This is a genomic window from Floccifex sp. (assembly GCF_051873495.1).
In the GTDB taxonomy this organism is placed as follows: Bacteria; Bacillota_I; Bacilli_A; order Erysipelotrichales; family Erysipelotrichaceae; genus Floccifex.
The window spans coordinates 1-4,086 of the sequence record NZ_JBJEEX010000145.1; the positions used below are offsets into that span (position 1 = coordinate 1).

Here is a 4,086-nt window from a genome sequence, read left to right on the forward strand (position 1 = left end):
CTTTTTTTAAATGATTGGTGCAATAAAGAAATGCGTTAAAATAAGAAAAACAAGGAAGGCAACGATAAAAGAAGGAAGAAAACCTTTGGTTGAATCTCTTTGTTCCATCAAAGTATATACTTTGGCAAAACTTGGTTTGGATTCAAGATAATAAATCGTTACTTTTTTAGGAATTTGAGTTACTTGATCATTCATATCAATTTGATAATCAGCACTTGTTTTATAAGTACGATTATCTACATAATACGTATAAGTCGCTGTATAAACCGTATAAGCTTCTTCATTTCGTACTACTCTTTTTTTTACTGTTACCGTTTTTAAGTTGCCTTCGGTTTGAAAAGCTGGACTTAATTGACTTTCTAATTTTTCTTCTCTTTTTGTTAAGGTAATCAATGTCACAAAAAAGACAATGAAACAAACAAGTAAAACATAAAATGTATTCATATTCATCCCCTAATCTATATATAAATTTAAATCTACATTCGTAGTAATTCCATCCACGTGTCCATTATTGGTATATTGCCACATTGAAAAGTGATGATTTAAATCTGGTTTTTCTATATAAGCGGCATACCATAAATCATAAGAAATTTGGTCTAAATCAATTTGTTGTTCTAACCAGTTTTTATTTCCATATACCATAGGTTTATAACCCGCATCTTTCATAGCCTTACAAAAAAGATTCGCAAATTTAGTTTTATCTTCTTTTGATAAAGTAGCCACTCTTCCTCCTTCATGAGAACTATAGAGTTCCATGTCATACACAACAGGAAAAGTGATGTTGTAGTCTTTAATCGCATTTAGAACAAAATTGATTTCTTCTTCAAGTTCAATTTCATTGATGGCTGTACTATAAAAATATACACCCACTTCAATGTCATTGGCTAAGGCATTGGTAATATTTTCTTTAAAAGCGGTGTCTTCTAATAAATTACCTTGGACAGCACCGCGATAACCACAACGAATCATCGCAAAGTCAATGCCATCCGCTTTTACTTTATCCCATTCAATTTCTCTTTGAAAACTAGAAACATCGATTCCAGTTTTAGTTTTGTATAAGGGATTGTTTAGTGTCATGCATCCATCTTCATTTAGTACAAATTCATTTGGATCTATCACTACACTATCTTTTGTGATGAGACGGAAACAGCCAAAGCCTAAAATAATTAAAAGCCATAGTATACATAAACTCGATAGAATTAGAACAAGTAAACGGCGAATGGATACTTTTCTTTTTTTCTTTTTCATATGTGTATTCTAACAAAAAAGAAATTATTCTTAAAGAATAATCTCTTAATGATGGAATAAACGAATTTTTGTGAAGGCCATTGCCATGTCGTATTTATCACAAACCTCAATGACATTGTCATCACGAACGGAACCACCGGGTTGGGCAATGTATTTAACACCGGATTTATGAGCTCGTTCAATGTTGTCTCCAAATGGGAAGAACGCATCCGAACCTAAGGAAACATCGGTATTTTTATCTAACCAAGCACGTTTTTCTTCACGTGTAAATACAGGTGGTTTTTCAGTAAATACTTTTTGCCAAGCTCCTTCTTCTAATACATCCATGTATTCTTCACCGATATATAAGTCAATGGCATTGTCACGATCGGCTCTACGAATATTTTCTTTGAAAGGAAGATTTAATACTTGTGGGGCTTGTCTTAAAAACCAGTTATCGGCTTTATTACCAGCTAGACGTGTACAATGAACACGTGATTGTTGTCCAGCACCAATTCCAATGGCTTGTCCATCTTTGGCAAAACAAACAGAATTTGATTGTGTGTATTTTAAAGTAATTAAGGCAATCATTAAATCCATTTTGGCACTTTCTGGAATGACTTTATTTTTTGTGACAACATCATTTAATAAATCTTCATTGATTTCTAAATTGTTATGTCCTTGTTCAAAAGTAATTCCAAATACTTCTTTATGCTCTAATTCAGCAGGACTATAGTTTTCATCAATTTCAAGAACACAGTAGTTTCCATTTTTCTTTTGTTTAAGAATTTCTAAAGCTTCTTCGCTATATCCAGGAGCAATGACACCATCGGATACTTCACGTTTAATTAAGCGTGCTGTATCCACATCGCATTCATCAGAAAGGGCAATAAAATCACCAAAAGAAGACATACGATCAGCACCTCTTGCACGGGCATAGGCACAAGCTAATGGGGATAAATCTCCTAAATCATCAACCCAATAGATTTTCTTTAATACATCGCTCATTTCTTTTCCAACCGCAGCACCAGCAGGGCTAACGTGTTTAAAAGAAGTGGCAGCTGGTAAATGAGTGGCTTGTTTTAATTCCTTAACTAATTGCCATCCATTTAAGGCATCCAATAAATTGATATACCCTGGTTTACCATTTAAGACACGAATAGGAAGATCACTTCCATCGTTCATATAGATTTTAGAAGGTTTTTGATTTGGATTGCATCCATACTTTAACTGTAGTTCTTTCATGTTTTTCTCCTTTAAAAAAAAGGGCAACTCATAGTGAATTGCCCAGACGGTCGGCTTTATAATTCAAATAACACGTGGTGCTCCACTTAATCCGTCAGCTATTTGAACAAAATCATTATATCATCAAATTTATAAAATAAAAGTAAATTATCTTTGATCGTATTGTTTTACTTCAATTTCCTTAGTATCAAAATGAATGAAAATTTGATACGCATAATTATCTTCACTGGTATCCCAAATCTCCACAAACACAGGCTCTACTTCAATAATGATTTCACTGTCTTCATGAGAATATTTGTTGTAGCTTCCCCATAGATATTTGTTGTAAAGTGTTTCAAATTTATGACCTGGTTCATCGACAACTAATCCTTTATTAGTGGCAATTCCTTCCACTTGTACCCCAGACCAACAAAGTGCTACTTGAGGGTTTTCAAATAATTGTTTGGTTTTACGGAAGTTTTTATCGGTTTTGAAATAAATCTTGTTGTCATAGAATAAACAAGAGACATTACGAACCATTGGGTAGTTATTATGACAACTCGCTAAGGCCATGATTTTATAGTCTCCTAGTTTTTCAAATAGAATTTGAACGGCTTGTTCAAATGTTAAGTCTTTATCGATACTAAACTGCATATGTTTTACTCCTGTATAAAATGTTTGATAGGTTTACTAATTTTCTTGTACAACAAGAAAGTAAGAAATGATGTTGTGATACGGCTAATTAAGTTAAACGGAATAACCGAGAACATCACAATACCTACTTTTGTTCCAATAGCGGGATTAATAGCTGAAAACATTGATAAAATTTGATTCCAGTTCATGCCATATAAATAAATATAAGCAGGGAATATTAAATACATATTTGTGAATACGGCAAGGACCACACTAAGAATCGTTCCTAAAACAATTCCCTTAATAGCACCATTTTTCGTACGATGCTTACGATAATATAATATCGCAGGTAGAACATAGGCACAACTTAGAATAAGATTTTGAAGTTCACCTGTAAACATAGATGTTGTTCCTTTAAAAACTAAAATTAAACCAAGTTTAATTAAAATAATTTCGATAGCTCCTATTGGACCCAAAATAAATCCCCCAATGATTTCAGGCAACGCCGAAAAATCAAAACTAGCAAAAGGAGATAAAAAGGGAATGTTGAAACTAAAGAATTGTAGAATAAAGGCAACACATCCCATAATTGCGGCCATAGTTAAGCTTCGAACACGTGAATTTTTCATTTGTTTCCTCCTCAAGTTAAACTACGCCTATGAAAACATAAAAAAGTGTGCATCTAGGGCACACTTATCGCAAAAAAAGAAAACGATTTGTCTTTTCTCATCCGGACTTTAACCGTCGGTATCTGAATTGCACAGATTCGGCTTGTGTAACACAAGTTCATGGACTTTAACCATCGGTAGAGAATTTCACTCTGCCCCAAAGACGTTTGATTAACTTTATGTTTTTAGTCTAATTCATATGATATGAGATGTCAACTAAGACACTTTTCATACCAGGTTTTCCACTTGGGTTTTCTTATTTAAAGTTTTTTAATATACTACCTGTCTTTAGAGGTTGGCATAAAAAAATGGTGCAACACTCACTGTTATCGAG

General features: G+C 33.3%; 5 protein-coding genes and 2 riboswitches. All 5 genes read right to left on the bottom strand.

The genetic code is table 11. The annotated features are described in order from the left end of the window. Positions 1–6: 6 nt before the first annotated feature. Positions 7–444, bottom strand: a complete 438-nt coding sequence (locus ACI313_RS09610; RefSeq protein ID WP_439755877.1) for a hypothetical protein — start codon at positions 442–444, stop codon at positions 7–9. Positions 445–453: 9 nt separating this feature from the next. Beyond that, positions 454–1,248, bottom strand: a complete 795-nt coding sequence (locus tag ACI313_RS09615) for a glycoside hydrolase family 25 protein (protein ID WP_439755878.1) — start codon at positions 1,246–1,248, stop codon at positions 454–456. 45 nt (positions 1,249–1,293) lie between these two features. Next, positions 1,294–2,472 carry a phosphoribosylaminoimidazolecarboxamide formyltransferase gene (locus ACI313_RS09620; protein ID WP_439755879.1) on the bottom strand — a complete coding sequence of 393 codons (1,179 nt, stop codon included), beginning with the start codon at positions 2,470–2,472 and terminating at the stop codon, positions 1,294–1,296. 33 nt (positions 2,473–2,505) lie between these two features. Beyond that, a riboswitch (ZMP/ZTP riboswitch) is annotated at positions 2,506–2,584 on the bottom strand. A 35-nt stretch (positions 2,585–2,619) separates the two neighbouring features. Further along, positions 2,620–3,105: a pyridoxamine 5'-phosphate oxidase family protein gene (locus ACI313_RS09625; protein WP_320608888.1), complete on the bottom strand. Its 486-nt coding sequence runs from the start codon at positions 3,103–3,105 to the stop codon at positions 2,620–2,622. Between the two features lie 5 nt (positions 3,106–3,110). Next, positions 3,111–3,713, bottom strand: a complete 603-nt coding sequence (locus ACI313_RS09630; RefSeq protein ID WP_320608889.1) for an ECF transporter S component — start codon at positions 3,711–3,713, stop codon at positions 3,111–3,113. 85 nt (positions 3,714–3,798) lie between these two features. Continuing rightward, a riboswitch (FMN riboswitch) is annotated at positions 3,799–3,921 on the bottom strand. Between the last annotated feature and the right edge of the window lie 165 nt (positions 3,922–4,086).

Bases quoted from the DNA above. Each gene is read 5' to 3' on its own strand.
- ACI313_RS09610 (WP_439755877.1), bottom strand. From the start codon at position 444: ATGAATACATTTTATGTTTTACTTGTTTGTTTCATTGTCTTTTTTGTG.
- ACI313_RS09615 (WP_439755878.1), bottom strand. From the start codon at position 1,248: ATGAAAAAGAAAAAAAGAAAAGTATCCATTCGCCGTTTACTTGTTCTA.
- ACI313_RS09620 (WP_439755879.1), bottom strand. From the start codon at position 2,472: ATGAAAGAACTACAGTTAAAGTATGGATGCAATCCAAATCAAAAACCT.
- ACI313_RS09625 (WP_320608888.1), bottom strand. From the start codon at position 3,105: ATGCAGTTTAGTATCGATAAAGACTTAACATTTGAACAAGCCGTTCAA.
- ACI313_RS09630 (WP_320608889.1), bottom strand. From the start codon at position 3,713: ATGAAAAATTCACGTGTTCGAAGCTTAACTATGGCCGCAATTATGGGA.